We start from the raw sequence: 20095 nt of genomic DNA, 5'->3' as shown, positions 1-20095 counted from the left end.
GCGACGCCGGGCGGCCGCGCCGTTTTACTGATTCAGCAGCGCAAGGATTTCCTGGGTTTTCGCCTGCATCAGTTCCGTATCCGCACGCGACTCCACATTCAGGCGTACCACCGGCTCGGTGTTGGAGGAGCGCAGGTTAAAGCGCCACTCGCCGAAATCCATGCTGATACCGTCGGTGCGGTCGATCCCTTTCGCCTGCGGCGCGAAATGGTCTTCCACACGTTTAATGGCAACCGCCGGCTGCGCCAGTTTGCTGTTGATTTCGCCGCTCGCCGGGAACGCCGCCATGCGGTCGCGCACCAGCTCGCCAAGCGACTGACCTTTCAGGCACAGCAGTTCGGTCACCAGCAGCCACGGGATCATGCCGCTGTCGCAGTAGGCGAAATCGCGGAAGTAGTGATGCGCGCTCATTTCGCCGCCGTAAATGGCGTCTTCCTGGCGCATACGCTCTTTGATAAACGCATGACCGGTTTTCGACATCACAGGCGTGCCGCCCGCGCCCTCGACCACGTCCACGGTGTTCCAGGACAGACGCGGATCGTGAATGATTTTCGCGCCGGGGTGCTTTTCGAGGAACGCTTCGGCCAGCAGACCGACAATGTAGTAGCCCTCGATAAACTGCCCGGTTTCATCGAACAGGAAGCAGCGGTCGAAATCGCCGTCAAACGCGATACCCATATCCGCGCCATGTTCGATAACCGCGTTGCGGGTGTCGTCACGGCACTCCGGCAGCAGCGGGTTAGGAATACCATTCGGGAAATTGCCGTCCGGGTTGTTGTGAACCTTGATGAACTGCACCGGCACGTTCAGCGCTTTGAAGCGCGCTTCGATGGCGTCTACCACCGGGCCGGCGGCACCGTTACCGGAGTTAATCACGAGCTTCAGCGGCGTGAGGTTTTTCACGTCGATATAACCGAGCAGGTGATCGATATAGGCGTCACGCAGGTCGATTTTTTTGTAGCTGCCGCGGGCGGATTCATTCACCGGCGGGAAGTCGTTCGCCTCGGCAAGACGCTGCACGTCGCGCAGGCCGGTATCGCCGCTAATCGGGCGCGCGCCTTCGCGAACGAGCTTCATGCCGTTGTAGTCCATCGGGTTGTGGCTCGCGGTCACTTCGATGCCGCCGTCCACGCCCAGGTGGAACGTCGCGAAGTAAATCTCCTCGGTGCCGGACAGGCCGATATCCAGCACGTCGACGCCCGCGTCCTGCAGGCCTTTCGCCAGCGCCAGCTTCAGCGCTTCGCTGGTCAGACGCACATCGCCGCCGAGCACGATGGTTTTCGGTTTCAGGAACTCGCCATACGCGCGGCCGATGCGCCACGCGATATCTTCATTTAACTCTTCGCCCAGACGCCCACGAATGTCGTAGGCTTTAAAACAGGTTAACTTTTCCATTTGTTATCTCTTGGGTTCTCTTTTTTGTCGGAAAAATGCGCAGGATGCCTGCGCCTCACACCCGGCCGTAACGGTCGGCGAAGCGGATCACATCGTCCTCTTCCAGATAAGTGCCGGAGCGCACTTCAATGAGGTCGAGCGGGATCTTGCCGGGGTTTTCCAGGCAGTGCGTGGCGCCGAGCGGGATGTAAACCGATTCGTTTTCCCCCACCAGTTTCACCTCGTCGTTAATGGTCACCTTCGCGGTGCCCGCCACCACAATCCAGTGCTCGGCGCGGTGATGATGCATCTGCAATGACAGCCCTTCGCCCGGTTTCACGGTGATGCGTTTCACCTGGTAGCGTTCGCCCTGATCGATGGAGTCATATTTGCCCCACGGGCGGTACACTTCGCGATGGATATGATGCTCATGGCGGCCGTCGGCTTTGATTTTCTCGACCACTTTTTTCACGTCCTGGACATGATTACGGTCGGCGATCAGCACGGCGTCTTTGGTCTGTACCACCACAAGGTCTTTCACGCCGACGGTGGTCACAAGACCAGACTCGGCATAGACGTAGCTGTTTTCGGTGTTGTGCGAAATCACGTCGCCGTGATGCACGTTGCCTTCCGGCGAATGGTTGGAAATTTCCCAGAGAGACGACCAGGAGCCGACATCGCTCCAGCCCGCGTCCATTGGCACCACCACCGCGTCGGCGGTTTTTTCCATCACCGCGTAGTCGATAGACTCTTCCGGGCAGGCCAGGAAGGCTTCTTCATCAACGCGGATAAAATCGAGATCCGGGTCAACGGTGCTCATAGCTTTTTCGCAGGCGTCCAGAATATCCGGACGGAATTTCGCGAGTTCTTCCAGGTAACGACCGGCGCGGAACAGGAACATGCCGCTGTTCCAGTAGTATTCGCCGCTGTTGACGTAGGACTGCGCGGTCTCCAGATCCGGTTTTTCGACGAACTGAGCGACGCTGAAGGCAACGGCGTCCACCGCCACGTCCGGGTTAGAGACTTCGCCACGGCGAATGTAGCCATAGCCGGTTTCCGGCAGGTTCGGCACGATGCCGAAGGTGACCAGCTTGCCGCTTTCGGCAAACGGCATCGCGGCGCGCACGGCGTTGCGAAACGCGTCTTCGTCCTGAATGACATGGTCAGCGGCCAGCACCAGCATCAGCGGATCGGTGTCCGGGCTGTTGCGTTTCGCCGCCAGCGCCGCCAGCGCGATAGCCGGCGCGGTGTTGCGCCCGGCAGGCTCCAGGATGATGTTTTCGGTCAGCTTGTTGAGCTGGCGCAGCTGCTCGGCGACGATAAAGCGATGCTGTTCGTTACAGATAACCACCGGGCTTTCGCACTGCACGCCGTTTAAGCGGCAGACGGTGGTCTGAAGCATTGTCAGATCCCCTTTCAGGCAGAGGAACTGTTTTGGGTAAAGCACGCGGGAAAGCGGCCACAGACGGCTGCCGGAGCCGCCTGCCATAATTACCGGAAAGAGTTTTGACTGACTCATGGCTTAACCCCGAATATCAGCGATAAATTGGCTTAACACGTTCTCTTTTTCGAGCGTGCGTTCGGCATATTCACGTGCCACCGTGTTGTCTTTGGGCAGCGCCAGCGCGCTGACGATGCCTTCTGCCAGCGCATCCACCGACTCTGGCTCTACGCAGACGGCGATGCCCGGCTCTTCAATACAGAGCTGTCCAAGTTCGGTGTCGGCCTCGGCGGTGATCACCGCGTTGCCGCCGACCGCCAGAATATTGGTGAGCTTGGAGGGCAGCACCGCGTCGGCCGCGCCGCGCTTCTGAATCACCAGATGGCAATCCGCCATCTTCAGCAGCGCCGGGAGCGCTTCATAAGGTTGCAGCGGGAAGAACTTCACGTTCGTCAGCCCCCGCTCTGCGACCATCTTCTCAAGGCGCGCTTTGCCACCGCCCTGGCCGACAATCGCGAAAATCCACGGCTTATCAGTAAACCGCGCCGCCACGTCGATGGCGTTCTCCAGCCCCTGTTTCTCCCCGATGTTGCCGGAGTAGAGGATGATTTTTTTATCCGCCGGCAGGCCAAGCTGGCTGCGCAGCGCCTCAACCTCTTCGGCTTTCACCTCCCGGAACCGCGCCACTTCGGACCAGTTCGGGAAAAAGATCACGCGCTCAGGGGGAACCCCTTTTTCTTTGGCTTTGTTCATCATCGAGCGCGAAATGGTCGAGACGTTGTCGACGTTATGCAGACCGCTACGTTCAAAGCGGCTGGCGAGACGGGCGATTTTGCCCCCCTTGCCGCGGCCCGCCATGCCAAGGCCGAGCATGGCGTCCACTTCGTAATCCTGAATGTGCAACACGGTTTTGGCACCGGAGAGCTTCGCCAGCAGGCGCATGCCCGGCGTGCAAAACAGGGTTGGCACAACGCCGATGATGCGATCCGGCTTCCAGCGACGCTGGGCCAGCAGCGGAAAGAACGAACTCGCCGCGAAGCTGCCGAGATGGATCAGGCGTTTTAACGTAGAAGGCTGTTTCGGGACATAAAGCGGGCAGCGCCACACCGTGGCGGCACCCTGCTCTTTGCGCCAGCGCCAGGCGGAGTAGTTCTCCCCCACTTTCCAGGCCGGGTAGTAAGGCGGTGCGGTAATCACCCGCACCTCATGGCCCTGACGGGCCATCCATTCCACCATCTCGCCGGTGTACTTACCGATACCGGTCAGCTCCGGCGAGTAGTTAATGCCGTAAACCAGGATTTTCATAAGCCCGGTACTCCGGCAAAACGTTCAGCCATGAAATAGGCGCGGCTGTTGTCGTGCACATCTTCACTGGCCACAATCGAGGCGGGCGACTGCCAGCGGTAAGCTTCGTGCTGCTCTTTGGGCAGGTTGAGCTCATCCGCGTTGACGCGCAAGCGGAACCCCAGCACGATGTAGTGGGTGGTGAAGTCGGTCCCGGAGAAGTTGTCGTCATAGAAGTGCTGCCAGACGCCGTAAAACTCTCCCTCCGGCATCGAAAAGCGTTTGCCAAGTTCCGCCTGCGTCAGTCGTTCAAACGCCTGGGCCAGCGGCTCATCTTTCTGAACCCGACCGCCTGGCACGAACCAGAAGCCCTGCGCCGGACGATTGGTGCGATGACCGAGCAGGAACTCCCCCTGCTCGTTCTCGACAATCAGATCGATGGAGATAAGCGGCGTGGAGCGCACCACGGTGGCAAAATCTTCCTGACTTAAAAACATCCTTACCCCCGGAAACGATGCTGGTTTTCAAGGAACCACTGGTAAGTGCTGGCAAGGCCCGCCTCCAGTGAAATCTCGTGATACCAGCCCAGTGAGTGCAGACGAGTCACGTCGAGCAGCTTGCGCGGCGTACCGTCCGGTTTAGACGCGTCAAACACCACGCGGCCTTTGTAGCCCACCACTTTGGCGATGGTCTGCGCCAGCTCGCGGATAGTGCAATCCACGCCGGTGCCGACGTTGATGTGCGACAGCATCGGCTCGGTGTTCTCCTGCCACACCTCGCGATCCAGCTCCATCACGTGAATGCTGGCAGCGGCCATGTCATCCACATGCAGGAATTCACGCATCGGCGTACCGCTGCCCCACACCACCACGTCCGCGGCGTTTTCCTGGGTCGCTTCGTGGAAGCGGCGCAGCAGCGCCGGGATCACGTGCGAGTTGCTCGGGTGGAAGTTATCGTTCGGCCCGTACAGGTTGGTTGGCATCACCGAGCGGTAATCGCGGTTATGCTGGCGGTTGTAAGACTCGCACAGCTTAATGCCCGCGATTTTGGCGATGGCGTACGGCTCGTTGGTAGGCTCCAGCGTGCCCTGCAGCAGTTCGCTTTCCGCAATCGGCTGGTTCGCCAGTTTCGGATAGATACAGGACGATCCGAGGAACAACAGCTTGTTCACGTTGTTCAAATGAGCCGCGTGAATGATGTTGCTCTCAATCATCATATTTTCGTAGATGAAGTCCGCCGGGTAGGTGTTGTTGGCGACAATGCCGCCCACCTTCGCCGCCGCCAGGTAAACCTGATCCAGCGCGGCGTCCGCGAAGAACGCGTTCACCGCCGCGCTGTCCAGCAGGTTCAGCTCGTCACGCCCTTTGAGCACCAGCTCGACGTCGTCGCGCTGCTCAAGCTGGCGAACGATGGCCGACCCCACCATCCCGCGGTGGCCGGCCACAAAAATACGTTGCTTTTTCATGCTCAGGACTCCAGCGCGATGGCAACCTCGTAGCCGTGAGATTTCAGCAGCGAGTGTTTCTTCGCGGCTTCGAGATCTTTCGCGACCATTTCAGAGACCATTTCCTGCAGAGTGATTTCCGGTTTCCAGCCCAGTTTTTCGTGTGCTTTGGTCGGGTCGCCCAGCAGGGTTTCCACTTCAGCAGGACGGAAGTAACGCGGATCAACCTGAACGATCACATCGCCCGGTTTCACGCCCGGTGCGTCATGGCCAGTCACGGAAACCACGATGCCTTTCTCTTCCACGCCTTTGCCTTCAAAGCGCAGTTTGATACCCAACTGTGCGGCCGCCATTTCGACGAACTGACGCACGGAGTACTGCACGCCGGTCGCGATAACGAAATCTTCCGGCTGTTCCTGCTGCAGCATCATCCACTGCATTTTCACGTAGTCTTTGGCATGGCCCCAGTCACGCAGGGAGTCCATGTTGCCCAGATGCAGGCAGGATTCCAGGCCCTGTGCGATGTTGGCGATAGCGCGGGTGATTTTGCGGGTCACGAAGGTTTCGCCGCGGCGCGGGGATTCGTGGTTGAACAGAATGCCGTTGCACGCGTACATGCCGTAGGATTCACGGTAGTTTACGGTGATCCAGTAAGCGTACAGTTTCGCGACCGCATACGGAGAACGCGGATAGAACGGCGTGGTTTCTTTCTGCGGGATTTCCTGCACCAGGCCATACAGCTCAGAGGTGGATGCCTGATAGAAACGGGTTTTCTTCTCCAGACCCAGGAAGCGGATGGCTTCCAGCAGGCGCAGGGTGCCCATGGCGTCCACGTCTGCGGTGTATTCCGGGGATTCGAAGGAGACCGCTACGTGGCTCATCGCACCCAGGTTGTACACTTCGTCCGGCTGCACTTCCTGCAGGATACGGGTCAGGTTGGAAGTATCGGTCAGGTCGCCATAGTGCAGGTGGAATTTCGGGTTGCTGCTGTGCGGATCCTGGTAGATATGGTCAACGCGCTCGGTATTGAAGGAAGACGCGCGGCGTTTGATACCGTGGACTTCATAACCTTTCTCAAGCAGAAACTCAGCCAGATAGGAGCCATCTTGTCCGGTTACGCCGGTAATGAGAGCAACTTTACTCATAATTTGTTTTTCCTCTGTTTAAATCGGACTTTGCCTGGCTCACCAGGCCGTTTATTAATTCAGGGATCAGTGTCCTGCTCCCCTTTCCCAAACCCTCTCGGCTTGAGAGGGGAAATCGGTGTGGCGTAAAGGGTTACTCCCCTTCCACCCGGTCGCGAACGATCTGCGCCGGATTGCCACGACAAATCTTGTTCGGCGGCAGCGTTTTAAATACGCTGCTGCGCGCGCCGACCACCGTGCCTGCGCCGACAGTGACGCCCGGTGCGACAAACACATCTGTCGCAAGCCAGGCCTTTTCGCCAATCACAATCGGCTCGGCGGTAATATCAAAATGCTTACTCATGTAGTCGTGGCTGCCGGTGCACAGGTAGCATTTCTGCGACACCACGGCGTTGGCGCCGATGGTGATATCCCCGAGTGTGTACAGCACCGCGTCATCCCCGACCCAGGCGTAATCGCCAATGGTTAATTTCCACGGGTAGGTAATTTGCACCGAAGGGCGAATTACCACGCCTTTGCCAATTCGCGCGCCAAATAACCGTAATAAAAAAGCGCGCCAGCGATATAATATTTGCGGAGACCAGGCAAACAGCGTCGCCTGAACCGCCCACCACAGTTGAACCTTAATAGGGTGCCCACCCCGGAAGCCTTTCGGCACCGAGAATCCGCTTAAATCCTGCATATGCTTTCCTTATGGCAAGGCTTTATGCTTTGTTATACAGCGCCTTAGCTTTTCCGGTCGTACGCATGCGTAATAAATAAGAAAGTTCTGTTAATATTCCAGGAACCCGTAATATGTTGCGCTGAACTTTTTTAGCGTCCTGACATAATTCCAGATTATTCGAGGTTGACACGCCGCCCATTGAAAATTCTGATACCAGCCCTTTCAGCTTTTTAAAGCCGTAGCCTGATTTATACATTTTGGCGGTTAACGCGTAATCGGATGAGACTTTATATTGCAGATCGTAGGGGTACTTTTTAAGCCCGGAAACCGGGAAGAAAATGGCCTGATGGCTGGCCGGCAGGCTGTGATAAATATACCAGCCGCTTTTCGCGCTGCGGCGAATTTTATTGCCGTCGCCAAAATCAAGCAGCGCGTCGCCAATATACATCGCATTGTCATTTGCCGGTGCGGCAGCCAGCTGGCGTGCCACGTCAGCGACGGACGGGTGAAATACGTCGCCGGAATTCAGAAAAATCGCAAAGCGACCGTTGGCCATTTCAATGCCTTTATTCATCGCATCGTAAATGCCGTTGTCTTTTTCGCTGACGAAGCGCAGGTTGTACTGACCGTTGAGATCTTCCAGGAACTGCGCGGTGCCGTCGTTGGAGCCGCCGTCCACCACAATCCATTCAAACTCGATCTCCGGCGCCTGCGCCAGGTGGGCCAGGGACTGCCAGGTCTTCACCACCCCTTCGTAATTGCGCCAGGCGACAGTAATTACACTTAAAAGCATCCGGGCCTACCTCATCAGGAATCTGTAATGTTTAACGCTTTACGCAGAATAAACGGACAAACAATTAAGAACGCATATTCCGGGCTAAAAATCGAACCGGTAAAAAACAGGGATACAGGTGTAAATAACCACAGCTGTACACGAAAATTCTGATTATTACCAAATGCGTTAATCATCATTTTCCCGACCCTGAACATATACCAGCCGGTGAGTAACACTGCGAACCATGAGAAATAAATGATTAGCAGGTAGAGCCCATTGTCTATTGTTTTTCCGACGTCCGCACCGTTAAAAATTCCGAATGATGCGACATATTCGTAAAGCGAACCAAAACGCACTACACCATCGATATTCGTCAGCGAATATCCCACCATCACCAGCGGTCCGATGATGCGATAATAGGATGACGAACCCTCTGTGCCTAAATCACCGATACGCTCCGCGATATACGGGAAGGCGAACACCACGCCCACGATAAAGACAGCCAGGGAAATAATTGCCAGCGGCAACTTTTTACGAATCGCGTTTTTATTAAGATACTGAAACGCCCACTCAAGCAAATAAAACAGGATAAATGTCATCACGCCCGAAAACGAACCCGATAAGACTATCCCTAAAAGAATCATACCATCGGTTTTTGGGGTTTTGATACCAAACTGTTTGATGCTGAGCCAAATTGAGATTAATGCCAGAGCGAAGAACGCCGGCTCGAAATACATCGCCGTGGTGCGTTTGCCGCCAAACTTAATGAAATTGAGTACATAGCTGTTACTGTAGATGAGGAACTTCGAGATGTTCTCCATCAGACTGCTGCCGCCAGTCAGGATAATCTGCGCCATCTCCAGCGCCGCCAGCGTGACGATAAAGCCCACCACCAGGTAGAACAGCCGCAGAATTTTGCGGTAGTTACGCGGCGAGATGGTCTTGAAGCGAATGCTCCATGTCATCCCGATGATGATAACGATGTAGAGAAACAGCATCGTCGAGGTGACATATTTACTGGCGTCGAGCGACTTACCAAACACGTAGTTAAAGAGCGTCAGGCCAGCGCCGATCCCGAGCGCGATCATCAGCTTCTTCAGGTTGATTTTGTCGACGAACAGCAGCAGCAGCACCGGCAAAAACGTCACAATCGTAATCGGGAAACTCTCGCCGAGCTGCGCCAGTTTGACGTTCACCACCAGATAGATGAACGGCAGCAGCAGATAGCTACAGATTCTGATAGAACGAGACATATTCCTCCAGCATCTGTTGGCCGCTGTACGCTTCCCGGCTACGTGCCCGGAAGGCCTCAAGCGTCGTGCCGAAAACCGCCTCGGCGATCTGCGCTTTACCGCGCTGCGCCAGCTGCAGCGCTTCACTTTCATCGACCGTTTTACCGCCCGATTTATTGAGCACTTCCTGCGCCGCCTCGCTGTGCGTGGCGATGACCGGCACACCGATGGAGAGCGCTTCGCACAAAATCAGCGGGTAGTTATCAACGCGCGACGTAAAGAGCAGCGCGTCCATCTGATTCAGCTCATTCATCAGCTTGCGTTTGTCGGTCAGAAAGCCGTGGTTAACCACGTTGGTGCCTTCAAACGGCGAGAACTTGCCGAAGGTGTGGACTTCCACTTTATCGCCAAGCGCCACCAGATCGCGCACCAGGCGCTGATTGGTTTTGCCGTCGTAACGCAGATCGTGCGCCACCACCGCGATTTTCGGCGCGCCGGTACCCGGCGGCATCAACGGCAGTTCGGCGAGAATGGCTTCTGTCGCCACATCGATGCCGTTATTGATAATTTTGCAGCGCCCTGCCCCGTAGAGGCTGTTAAAGGCGTCGGCCACGTGCTGGCTTGGCGAAATAAAGTGGCAGCCGAGCGCCAGCATGTCGCGAAAACGCTGGCGTTTGTTATCGACCAGGCTGTGGGCGCGGTCGATTTTCACCGGCGGATAGTTATCGAGCGTCGGGCACTTCTGGCAGCCGGTTTTCCAGCCTTCGCAGCCGTCAAGAAACGCACAGCGGCCAGTCACGCTCCAGTGATCGTGCAGCGTCCAGACGAAAGTGACATCACGCTTATGCGCTTTTAGCTTCTGGCAGAACGCCACGACCTTATCGAGATTCAGCCAGTAGCTATGTAATACATGAAAGTGCAGCACCACCGGCCCGTCGGTGCGGGTAATGCGGCGATAAAGGCTGTCGAGCGAGCCAAAAAGATCCTGGTTGACGAAACGGAACAGCGCGATATTGGCAATGGACGTCAGGCGCGGCGTATGTTTTTCCACTTCCGGGAAGTTGTCGTGACTGACGCTCTTTTTGCCGCCCTTGCCGTAGCCGTAAATAAAACGGGAGCGCATCCCTTTTTGCAGGGCGCGCTGGTGAAGATCCAGCGCCACGCCTGCCGCGCCGCCTTCTGCGAGGCGGACATTAAATTGTAATATGTTCATTTAATTACCTTCACCCGCGCTTTTTCGCCGACCACCAGCGCATTGTCCGGAATGCTGTCCAGCACCACGCTGCCTGCGCCTACCGTGACGTTATTGCCGATGGTGATATCGCCAATGATCACCACGTTCGCCCCAAGCTCCACGCCGTTACCGATAACCGGGCAGGCGAGATTGTCCGCGCCGCGGTTGCCGATGGTGACGCCGTGACGAATGGTGAAATCATCGCCCGCCACCACGTTTTTATTGATAACGACGGCGTAGCCGTGGTGAATAGTGAAGCGGCGGCCAATGGTGGCGGCGGCCTGAATTTCATACCCGAAGAGACATTCGGTAAAAAAGCGGTAGAGCAGCAGCACGGGCGCTGCCCACAGGTTGTTAAGCACGTTTTTTTTGCGCCACACCGAGCAGAAGTGCGCGATGCGATAGGCGACCACCATGCAGCAGGGGCGCAGGTTCCATGAATTCGCGCGCAGATCCTCAAGCAGCATTATTTCCCCCGCAGGCTGTCAGCCAGACGTTTGGTATTACGCACCGACAAAAGCGTCAGCAGCGTACGCCAGTTCATGCGTTTATTACGGATCTGATAGAGCGTAAAGAGCTGATACTTTTTGCTGGCGCGGTCGAATTTATCTTTATGTTTGCGGTAGAAGTGGAAATACCCGGCAAACTTTTTCGCCGATTTGGTTATCTGCATTTCGCCGTGGTTGATATGCAGAATTTGCGTCGCGTCTTCCACTTTCCACGGCTCGCCGTAGGTCACGACCATACGCAGAAACATGTCGTAGTCCTGCGCGGCGGCGAGCTCGTTATCAAACAGCGACTCTTTGAAACGCCACGCCCAGGTGAACACCTGGTTGCCGACGATGTTGCGCTTAAAGAACAGCTTCAGCGACCACGGCGATTTCGGGTAGAGCGGCAGGCTGGTCGGCTGAGAGTAGACCTGGCCTTCGCACAGATAGTCGTTGGCGTAGAGAAACGCATGCTGATTGAGCTTTTCTTTATGCGCCAGGAAAACGGACAGACGGTTCGGCATCCATTCGTCGTCATCGTCGATGCCGGTAATGAAATCGCCCTTCGCCTGCAAAATGGCCTGGTTGCGCACCGCGCACGCGCCGGAGTTAAAGTCGTTACGCGTGTAGCTGACGCGCGGATCGTTAAGCGCCAGAACAAAGTTTTGCAGCTGCTCCCAGTTGCTGGAACAGTCATCGACAATGATAAGTTCCCAGTTGTCGTAGTCCTGGCGCAGCACGGAATTGATCGCCCGGATAGCCAGTTGCTGGCGATTCCACGTCGGCATGTAAACAGAGACTAAGGGGCGCGCGGTGCTGGTCATTGTGGTTTCTCCGAATGCTTAATGGATGTTATGCACGTTGCCGCAAGGGCGTAGCCGCATAAGGCTGCGCCGTGTTCGTTGCCCTCACCCCCGCCCTCCTCCTCTTAAAAGAGGAAGAAAATAAGCCTGCCGTTTGGGGTTGCTTACCCTCCCGCAGGAAGCGGGAGGGCGGAGTGAGGCGTGACGCCGCTACTTGTGGTCCGATTTGTACTCGTACTCGTAGTAGCCGTAGTCCTGATAGCCAGTCGCGCGACGGAAGATGGAGTTGAGAATCACCCCCTTCACCTGGATGCCGTTCTGTTCGAAGCGGCTCAGGCTGGTCTGCACTTCTTTCAGGGTGTTGACCGCATAGCGCGCGACCATCAGCGTGGTGCCTGCGTGGCGGCCTACCACGGCGGCATCGGTCACGGCCAAAATCGGCGGCGTATCGATAAGCACCATGTCGTAGTTGGCGCTCGCCCATTTCACGAGTTCCGCAAAACGTTCGCTCATCAGCAGTTCCGACGGGTTCGGCGGCACCTGACCACGCGGCACGAGATCGAAGCCCGGCACAGAGGTTTTCTGCGCGCAGCGGCTGATATCGCCCTGGCCTGCCAGTACATCAGAGAGCCCGTTCACATTGGTGGTGCCGAGCAGCTCATGGGTGTAGCCCTTACGCATATCGCAGTCGATAAGCAACACGCGCTTGTGCGTCTGGCTGATGACCGCCGCCAGGTTGGCGCAGACAAACGTTTTACCGATTGACGGGCTCACACCGGTCAGCATCAGCACATTGTTTGGTGCCTGCATCATGGCGAAGTGCAGACTGGTGCGCAGGCTGCGAATCGCCTCGATGGCGAGGTCGGTCGGGTTACCCACCGCCAGCAGCTGGCTCTGTTTAAAGCGTTTCACGCGTTTAACGGTTTTCACGCTGTCGCGCGATTTCTGCCACTCAGAAAGCGGGATGCTGGCGTACACGTTGATACCGGCTTCTTCCAGCGCCAGCGGGCTTTCGATACCGCGGTTAAACAGCGAGCGCAGCAGCACAATCACGATGGAGAGCAGCAGGCCGAGAATAATGCTGCCAAGCACGATCAGCGCTTTCTTCGGCTTCACCACGCCCGGTTGCGTAATCGCCGGGTCGACGATGCGCACATCGCCCACGGTGCTCGCCTCAGTGATTTTCAGCTCCTGCTGTTTGTTCAGCAGTTGCATATACACCTGCTGGCCCGATTCCACATCACGGGTCAGACGCACGATTTCCTGCTGGGTTTTCGGCATCGCGGTGACGCGGTTATTCAGCTTCGCTTTTTCATCTTCCAGCGCTTTACGTTTTTCGAGCAGCGTGCGGTACGCCGGGTGCGCTTTGGTGTAGAGCTTGGAGATTTCCGCCTCTTTGAACGTCAGCTCATTAAGCTGGGCGTCAATGTTCACCATAGAATCCAGCACCGCTTTGGCCTCCAGCGGCAGGTCTACCGAATCCTGCTGCTGGCGATACGCATTGAGCTTGTTCTCAGCGACGTCCAGATTCGCGCGCACTTCCGGAAGCTGTTTGGCAAGGAACGCGAGGCTTTTGGCCGCTTCTTCCGATTTACGCTCGATATTCTGCTCAAGGTAGTTACGGGTGATGCTGTTAAGAATATCGCGGATCTGATCGCGATCTTCGCCCATATAAGTGAGGCTCAGCACGCCGGTGTCTTTCCCCGTTTCGGTGACCGTCAGGTTGTTTTGCAACTGATTGATCATGCCGAGCGTGGAGTATTTGGTGACGGTAAACTCGCTGCCTTCCTGCGCGTGGATCTCGCTCACCACCATTTTCACGCCGTCTTTGCTCAGCGGTTTGCCCACTTCACCGCGGGCGCTAAAGCCGCCGCTGCTGGTGAGCTGATACTGTTTCGGGCCTGTTACCTCGACCGTGAACTCATCATTCGCCATGCCTTTTGGCAGGTCGAACGTGGTCACTTTAAGCGTCTCGTCGGCGCGTCCCATCAGACGCTCCCAGCCTGCGCCAAACAGCGGGAAGGTCTTTTTCTGAACGGCGATATCGAGATCAAGATCGTCCACGGTTTTGCCGAGCACCAGACGAGACTGGATCAGCTGAATTTCCGCATCCGATGCGGGCGGTTTGTTTTGCAGCGCCGTGCTGATGTCCTGCACCAGCGAGTTGCCCTGATTCTGCTCTATCTGCACCAGCGCGTCGGCGCTGTAGATGGGAGTGGCGAACATGACATAAATCAGCGCGCCCAGCGCAAACAGCGCCGTAATGCCAAGCACACACCAGCGTGCCTCCACTACGGTGCCGACCAGGCGTCCGATATCTATCTCGTCACCGCCCTCCACCGGGGCGGCAGAATGTCTCACTTTTTCAGTCATCGTTATCCCTGCTGCGTTTTCAGTGCCTGCGCCCACTGGCGGGCAGAGTGATCCAGAAGTCCGTAAACCGCTTCAAAGGCGTCCCGGCTCTTACGATACGGGTCGGGAATATCGCGCTGGTCGTCCCAGTGACCGAACAGCATCACTTTGCCGCGCATCTCCGGCGCCATTTCGCAAATCGAGGCGACATGGCGCTTTTCCATCGCGAGGATTAAGTCATAGTCGCGGCACATGGCGCTGGTTATCTGGCGGGCCTTATGGCCCTCCAGAGAGAGGTCATGTGCGGCCGCCACGCTGACTGCGCTGGCGTCCGCGCCCTTCCCGACCAGCGCGCCAAGCCCGGCGGACGCGACCGTCACGTCCGGCAGGTAGCGCTTAAGCAGCCGCTCCGCCGTGGGGGAACGGCAGATGTTCCCCACGCAAACCACAAGTATTTTGTTGAACATAGGCATTACCACTTGTGAATGTCGTTAGCTGTATCCGTCATATAACGGACGCCACTGATGGTCGGCAGCAGCTGGTTGATAAGGCGGTTCCAGCGCGCCACCGGTGCGGTGGTGACATAGACCACGTCATACGGTTGCAGACGGAATTCCGTCGCCATAATGAGCGACGTCGCGTCAGACATATCAAGCTGGTAGATGTTGGCAATCTTGCCGCCGCGCTGGTTGTCGCCGCGCAGAGGACGGATAACGAAGATGCCGCTCGCGTTAGACGTTGTCAGATCGATGCCTTCGGCCTGGCCGAGCGCTTCGGTCAGCGTCATACCGCTGAAGTCCATTTTGAGCGTGCTCTGTTTCTTCACTTCGCCCATCACGAAGACTTTCAGATCGTCGTTACGTGGGACGAATAAGATGTCGCCCGGATAGAGCAGATGGTTCTGGCTCAAATCGCCGTTCTGCATCAGCGCCTGCAGGGAGATGCGGCGCTCCTGACCATTATGGGTCAGCACGACGTTGCGCCAGTCGGCGGCATCCGTCAGGCCGCCCGCGGCGTTGATGGCGTCCAGCACGGTCAGCGGCACGTTGGTAATGGCCTGCTGGCCCGATTTCGCCACCTGGCCTGAGATATAGGCTTTCTGCGAGCGGAATGCGGCGATATTAACGTCCACCTGCGGGTCAGCGATGTACTGCGCTAAACGGCCGGTAATATCGCTGCGGATTTCAGCGAGCGTTTTGCCTGCCACGTGGACTTTACCAATGTAGGGATAGAACATGGTGCCGTCCGGCTGGACCCAGTTACCGGTGTCGCTGGAGCTACGGTACTGGCCCGCAGGCGTTGTGAGTTCCGGGTGATCCCAGACGGTGACGTTCAGTACGTCGCCCGGCCCTACGCGATACTGGTAGTTGGCAATCTCCTGGTCGAGAGACATATTCGGCTGGGCCACATTCGGACGAGGACGTAATTGTTCTACCAGTCGCGGCGTTAGCGGATATACGTTCACCATCCGGTCAAGATCAAAGTCTGCATCCTGTTGCTTGATCACGTCCTTTCCCATCGTTGACATATTGCTGCCGGGAAAAACAGTGCAACCGCTCATCAAGGTTACAGACACCAATAAAGGCATCAATTTCAGTCTGGATTTCATCATTGAATTTTTATCACTTTGGCAGAGTAATTATTCTGACCCTTTAAATAAGCCACCGTACCGCTTGTTCCTGCATCAAGAATGCGGCGTCAGGTGCCAGAATATAACTGGAATCATTCCTAAAAGTCGCTTATTTACCCATATACTATTGACAGAATAATTGAGGCTAATTGACAGACTTCAGGCACGCTACCGCCCTTGGCTTTCAGTTACCAATCTACTGCAAAAACAGACGGTTATATTGACACACCCCTGTGAAGCCTCTTCCAATTGGATTTATCTTATTGAAAGAGACGGTTCATTACGCTGGCGCACTGCTCATCCAGAACGCACAAAGATAAATCCTTGTGTGCCGGTGGGAATAAGAAATGCTGAATGGATTGTTGCAGCTAAAGTTTTACCAGGCAAGTTAACGCACCGTTGCAGTGCTGTTTTTAAGAATAATATGAACGCCCCATTTTATTACTTTTAGGATTTTCTTCATGTTGACAGGCAGGGGTAGTTAAACTACGCAGACATTATAATTAAGAAATATCCGGGTAATATTATTATTTCATTCTTTTTCATTATGACCAGAATATGGCATCTGGCTATTAATTAGCATTTATTTGCCATTTTTGGTTAATTTCCCGCCACACTACATCGTTAAGATAATTCTGCCTCGCGTTGCATTTTAAGCGCGACTTATCCAGGATCATCAGACTGCTATTTATCTTAAAAGGTAACTGACCTCATATGGAATGGATTGCCGACCCCTCTATCTGGGCAGGTCTGGCCACGCTGATTGTGCTGGAGCTGGTGCTCGGAATCGACAACCTGGTGTTTATCGCCATCCTTGCTGAAAAACTGCCCCCCGCCCAGCGCGACCGCGCGCGCGTCACCGGTCTGATACTGGCGATGATAATGCGACTCGGCCTGCTGGCCTCGGTGTCGTGGCTGGTAACGCTCACTACGCCGCTGCTGACAATAAAAAGCTTCAGCTTCAGCGCACGCGATTTAATTATGCTGCTGGGCGGCCTGTTCCTGCTGTTTAAGGCGACCGTCGAACTCAACGAGCGGCTTGAAGGCAAAGACACCGAAAACCCGACGCAGCGGCGCGGTGCCCGCTTCTGGGCGGTGGTGGCGCAGATTGTCATCCTTGATGCCGTATTCTCGCTCGATTCGGTGATTACCGCCGTCGGCATGGTGGATCACCTGGCGGTGATGATGGCGGCAGTGATTATCGCCGTCTCCCTGATGCTGCTGGCGAGCAAGGCGCTGACGCGCTTTGTGAACAATCACCCGACGATTGTGATTCTCTGTCTCAGCTTCCTGCTGATGATTGGCTTTAGCCTGATAGCCGACGGCTTCGGCTTTCATATTCCGAAAGGCTATCTCTACGCGGCGATTGGCTTTTCCATCATTATTGAAGCGCTCAACCAGCTCGCGATTTTCAACCGCCGTCGTTTTCTCTCCACCGCCAACCAGACGCTGCGCCAGCGCACCACGGAAGCGGTGATGCGCCTTATCAGCGGCAAGAAAGAAGACGCCGATCTCGACCCGCAGACGGCGTCACTGATTGCCGATTACGACAACCATCCGCTGTTCAACCGTCAGGAACAACTGATGATTGAGCGCGTACTGAACCTTAACCAGCGTACCGTCAGCAGTATTATGACCTCCCGCCATGACGTCGAGCATATCGACATCAACGCCCCCGAGGCGCAGGTGCGCGCGCTGCTGGAACGTAATCAGCACACCCGCGTGGTGATCCGCAGCGACGAGGATGAAGACGATCTGCTTGGCGTAGTGCACATCATCGACCTGCTGCAACAGTCGCTGCGCGGCGAGCCGCTGGATCTGCGCGTGCTGGTGCGCCAGCCGCTGGTCTTCCCGGAAGGGCTGCCGCTTTTAAAAGCACTGGAGCAGTTCCGCAACGCCCGTACTCACTTCGCGTTTGTGGTCGATGAATTTGGCTCGGTGGAAGGCGTGGTGACGTTAAGCGACGTGATGGAAACCATCGCCGGTAATCTGCCGAATGAAGTGGAAGAGATTGACGCGCGCCACGACATCCAGAAAAACGCCGACGGCAGCTGGACGGCCAACGGCCATATGCCGCTGGAGGATCTGGTTCAGTATGTGCCGCTGCCGCTGGATGAGAAGCGCGAATACCATACGCTCGCGGGGCTGATGATGGAGTATCTGCAACATATTCCTGGCGTGGGCGAGACGCTTCAGGTGGGACATTACCAGTTGAAAACGCTGGAAGTGGAACACCACCGCATCCAGAAGGTGCAGATAACCTCGCAGACCGCGCCGCAGGCACTGTCGCCCGGCGCGGCGTAACGCCATAAAAAAAGCGGCCATCAGGCCGCTTTTTTGTGTGAGTTATTGTGTGATAGCTCTTAGAGCTTATCGAGCAGTTTTTTCACATCCTTCGCGTCACTGCTGTCTTTGTGACGCTCGCTCCAGTCACTCAGACGGCGCTTCGCTTCATCCTGCAGATGTTTACGCAGTAACTGGTCAACCTGAAGATTGTAGTTAAGCGCGTTCCACGGGCCGTAAACCCGCAGCGGCACCGGCGTGGTTTTCAGCCACTGCACCAGTTTGTCGTCGCCTTTCCAGCCGTCCGTCACCTGAACCTTAAAGCGTGTGTCGCACTGTTCACGCACCAGATCGAGCGTGCCCTCGCCGCTTAAGGCCAGCAGCGACGATTGCCCCTGCATCTCATCAAGCGTCAGCTCGCCGTGGTCGAGCGTCGCGTGCGTGGTGAAGCTGTCGAGCGTGGTGGCGTTGTCGAAATCTTCACGCGCGCTCACGCCGCCGCCGCTGTGCTCCACCGCCTGCTGGATGAGCTGCTGGAAGTTTAGCCCTTCCATGCGGCTGCCCTTGAGCGCGAGCGTCGCCTCGCCTTCCCAGTTTTCACGAAACGCCTGCGCGTCGATGCGGTCGCCCTCAAACTTACCGTCAACGCTCATTTTGCCGGTCAGCGCGATAGGATAGTTAAAGGCGTGCAGGATATCGCCCACCTCAATCTCTTTCGCGTTAACCGTAAAACGCGCTTGCGGCACATCGTCACGCGCATCCAGCGTTCCCGGCAGCGACAGCTCGCCCGTGCCAAGCTTACCGCTGAGCGCAGAGAGCGTCAGCAGCCCCGCCTGGTTGCGCATCTGCGCGTTCACGTCGCTGAAGGTCAGCCCGCGCCAGCGCACGCTGTCGGCTTTAATCGTAGCGCTGGCGTTGAAACCGCGCAGCCCCGTATAAGGCGCCTCTTCCACTTCATTGGCAATCACCGGGCGCGGGCGCGCATTCTGCTGGCCCTGCTGGGCGACGGCGGTGGTCGTGGCGGCGTCCGGTGCAAGCAGTTTTTCCAGATCGAGCGCGCTGAAATGCAAATCGAGATCCCAGCCCGGCGTGTCGCCAAGCGTCACGCTCCCCTGCCCGGCGAGCTGGCTGTCGTTAGCTTTAAGGTTGAGCGCGCTGAATTCCAGCCGTTTGTCACCCTCAAGCCAGCGGGCCTGGAGCGTGCCGTTGCCCACAATGCCATCGCGCGGCAGATCCGCGCCGCGCAGTTCCCAGGAGAGCTGAGAAACGGTGGCGCTCAGCGTCTGCGGATAGTCGGCTGCATTGAGCGCAGCGCTCAAGGAGAGCGTTAAATCGCGCTGGTCGCGGCTCACTTTGCCGCTCAGCTCAAGCTGCGCGTCGTGATGCTCGTTCTGCTCCATTTGCAGATTGATGTTGCGAACGGTGATCTGCTCATCATCTTTATGCTGGAACACCAGCACACTGTCCGCGACTTTAAGACGGGCGATATCAAACGACCAGCCGTGGGAATCTTCCACCGGCGGCGCGCTGTTTTTCGGCCCGACTGGCGCGCCGGGTTCATGCCGCGCTTCGCTCTGGGGCGTGAGCTGAACCACCGCGCCTTTCAGCATCACCTGACGTACCGAGAGCTGATGCGAGAGCAGCGGAAACAGCGCTACGTCGAGGCGCATGTTATCGGCGCTGACCAGCGGCTGGCTGGCCCCCGGCGCGGTGAGACTCATCCGGCCTGAGAGAATGCTGAGCTGCGGCCAGACGTGCCAGCGCAGCGGGCCGTCCAGCCTGAGCTGATAGCCGCTGCGCCGTTCCACCTGGCTTATCATGTAACTGCGAAAATCGTTGGGATTTACCAGCATCACCAGCGCGGAGAGACCGGCGAAAAACACCACCAGTAAGATCATCAGCGTGGTCAGAACTCGTCTCATGGCATCCTCTGCAGACCGGCCCGC

17 protein-coding genes are annotated in these 20095 nt (G+C 56.7%); 1 reads left to right on the top strand and 16 read right to left on the bottom strand.

From position 1 onward, the window contains the following. Positions 1 to 24: 24 nt before the first annotated feature. From cpsG to G6041_RS02150, 15 genes are all read right to left on the bottom strand, one after another. On the bottom strand, positions 25 to 1395 hold the full coding sequence (gene cpsG / locus G6041_RS02220; protein ID WP_012124327.1) for a colanic acid biosynthesis phosphomannomutase CpsG: 1371 nt from the start codon (positions 1393 to 1395) through the stop codon (positions 25 to 27). A gap of 55 nt (positions 1396 to 1450) precedes the next feature. Beyond that, on the bottom strand, positions 1451 to 2893 hold the full coding sequence (gene cpsB, locus G6041_RS02215; protein WP_012124326.1) for a mannose-1-phosphate guanyltransferase: 1443 nt from the start codon (positions 2891 to 2893) through the stop codon (positions 1451 to 1453). Positions 2894 to 2896: 3 nt separating this feature from the next. Beyond that, a complete protein-coding gene (gene wcaI, locus G6041_RS02210) occupies positions 2897 to 4120 on the bottom strand; it encodes a colanic acid biosynthesis fucosyltransferase WcaI (RefSeq protein ID WP_012124325.1) in 1224 nt (407 codons plus the stop codon). Then, entirely contained in the window at positions 4117 to 4596 is a 480-nt protein-coding gene (locus G6041_RS02205; protein WP_007699452.1) for a GDP-mannose mannosyl hydrolase, read from the bottom strand. Before G6041_RS02205 ends, wcaI begins: the two co-directional genes overlap by 4 nt. A gap of 2 nt (positions 4597 to 4598) precedes the next feature. Next, positions 4599 to 5564 (bottom strand): GDP-L-fucose synthase, encoded by a 966-nt coding sequence (gene fcl / locus G6041_RS02200; protein ID WP_004386769.1) that lies wholly within the window; start codon positions 5562 to 5564, stop codon positions 4599 to 4601. A 2-nt stretch (positions 5565 to 5566) separates the two neighbouring features. After that, a complete protein-coding gene (gene gmd, locus G6041_RS02195) occupies positions 5567 to 6688 on the bottom strand; it encodes a GDP-mannose 4,6-dehydratase (protein ID WP_004386768.1) in 1122 nt (373 codons plus the stop codon). 133 nt (positions 6689 to 6821) lie between these two features. Next, positions 6822 to 7370 (bottom strand): colanic acid biosynthesis acetyltransferase WcaF, encoded by a 549-nt coding sequence (wcaF, locus tag G6041_RS02190; protein WP_012124324.1) that lies wholly within the window; start codon positions 7368 to 7370, stop codon positions 6822 to 6824. Positions 7371 to 7392: 22 nt separating this feature from the next. Continuing rightward, positions 7393 to 8145, bottom strand: a complete 753-nt coding sequence (wcaE, locus tag G6041_RS02185) for a colanic acid biosynthesis glycosyltransferase WcaE (protein WP_007699457.1) — start codon at positions 8143 to 8145, stop codon at positions 7393 to 7395. 14 nt (positions 8146 to 8159) lie between these two features. Next, complete coding sequence (gene wcaD / locus G6041_RS02180; RefSeq protein WP_004386765.1) at positions 8160 to 9380, bottom strand: colanic acid polymerase WcaD; 1221 nt, start codon at positions 9378 to 9380, stop codon at positions 8160 to 8162. Continuing rightward, positions 9355 to 10572, bottom strand: a complete 1218-nt coding sequence (wcaC, locus tag G6041_RS02175; RefSeq protein ID WP_012124323.1) for a colanic acid biosynthesis glycosyltransferase WcaC — start codon at positions 10570 to 10572, stop codon at positions 9355 to 9357. Before wcaC ends, wcaD begins: the two co-directional genes overlap by 26 nt. Beyond that, a complete protein-coding gene (gene wcaB / locus G6041_RS02170) occupies positions 10569 to 11057 on the bottom strand; it encodes a colanic acid biosynthesis acetyltransferase WcaB (protein ID WP_029039283.1) in 489 nt (162 codons plus the stop codon). Before wcaB ends, wcaC begins: the two co-directional genes overlap by 4 nt. Before the next feature lie 2 nt (positions 11058 to 11059). Continuing rightward, entirely contained in the window at positions 11060 to 11905 is an 846-nt protein-coding gene (wcaA, locus tag G6041_RS02165) for a colanic acid biosynthesis glycosyltransferase WcaA (RefSeq protein WP_007699479.1), read from the bottom strand. Between the two features lie 189 nt (positions 11906 to 12094). Beyond that, entirely contained in the window at positions 12095 to 14257 is a 2163-nt protein-coding gene (wzc, locus tag G6041_RS02160; RefSeq protein ID WP_084999354.1) for a tyrosine-protein kinase Wzc, read from the bottom strand. 2 nt (positions 14258 to 14259) lie between these two features. After that, positions 14260 to 14703 (bottom strand): low molecular weight protein-tyrosine-phosphatase Wzb, encoded by a 444-nt coding sequence (wzb, locus tag G6041_RS02155; protein ID WP_032988474.1) that lies wholly within the window; start codon positions 14701 to 14703, stop codon positions 14260 to 14262. A 5-nt stretch (positions 14704 to 14708) separates the two neighbouring features. Continuing rightward, on the bottom strand, positions 14709 to 15848 hold the full coding sequence (locus G6041_RS02150) for a polysaccharide export protein (RefSeq protein ID WP_004386759.1): 1140 nt from the start codon (positions 15846 to 15848) through the stop codon (positions 14709 to 14711). Positions 15849 to 16580: 732 nt separating this feature from the next. On the opposite strand from G6041_RS02150, the gene G6041_RS02145 reads away from it, so the two are divergent. Next, positions 16581 to 18170: a TerC family protein gene (locus tag G6041_RS02145; RefSeq protein WP_004386758.1), complete on the top strand. Its 1590-nt coding sequence runs from the start codon at positions 16581 to 16583 to the stop codon at positions 18168 to 18170. Positions 18171 to 18229: 59 nt separating this feature from the next. Here G6041_RS02145 and asmA read toward each other — a convergent pair whose 3' ends face one another. Further along, positions 18230 to 20071, bottom strand: a complete 1842-nt coding sequence (gene asmA / locus G6041_RS02140; protein ID WP_012124320.1) for an outer membrane assembly protein AsmA — start codon at positions 20069 to 20071, stop codon at positions 18230 to 18232. Between the last annotated feature and the right edge of the window lie 24 nt (positions 20072 to 20095).

Origin of the sequence: Cronobacter sp. HA18003, assembly GCF_011605905.1 — a bacterium.
Lineage (GTDB): Bacteria > Pseudomonadota > Gammaproteobacteria > Enterobacterales > Enterobacteriaceae > Cronobacter > Cronobacter sakazakii.
Note: the sequence above shows the minus strand (reverse complement) of the source record. Positions and strands in the feature narration are given on the sequence as shown.